The organism is Latilactobacillus graminis DSM 20719, assembly GCF_001436415.1.
GTDB classification, from domain to species: domain Bacteria; phylum Bacillota; class Bacilli; order Lactobacillales; family Lactobacillaceae; genus Latilactobacillus; species Latilactobacillus graminis.
Map to the genome: position 1 here is coordinate 1 of NZ_AYZB01000039.1, position 201 is coordinate 201.

General features: G+C 38.8%; 1 protein-coding gene. It reads right to left on the reverse strand.

The genetic code is table 11. The features are described 5' to 3' along the window. Positions 1–201 (reverse strand): hypothetical protein (locus FC90_RS09330; protein ID WP_162258686.1); only part of this gene is annotated, 201 nt, incomplete at both ends.

Below are 201 nucleotides of genomic sequence, written 5' to 3' on the forward strand. Positions count from 1 at the left end.
TGGCTGTATTTCAATTCATATTGCTTACCATACTTAGTGTCAGTTGCTTCGGCAGACTGTAATGTATCCCCAGTCTTAGCCATCGTTGCAACTCCTCGTTGATCCTTATTCACGATTGGTGAACTTGTAACAACGATTGTTTGGATCTTGTCATTGTTTGTTGGGTTATATGCGAAGTCAAATTCATTCTTATTCAACACA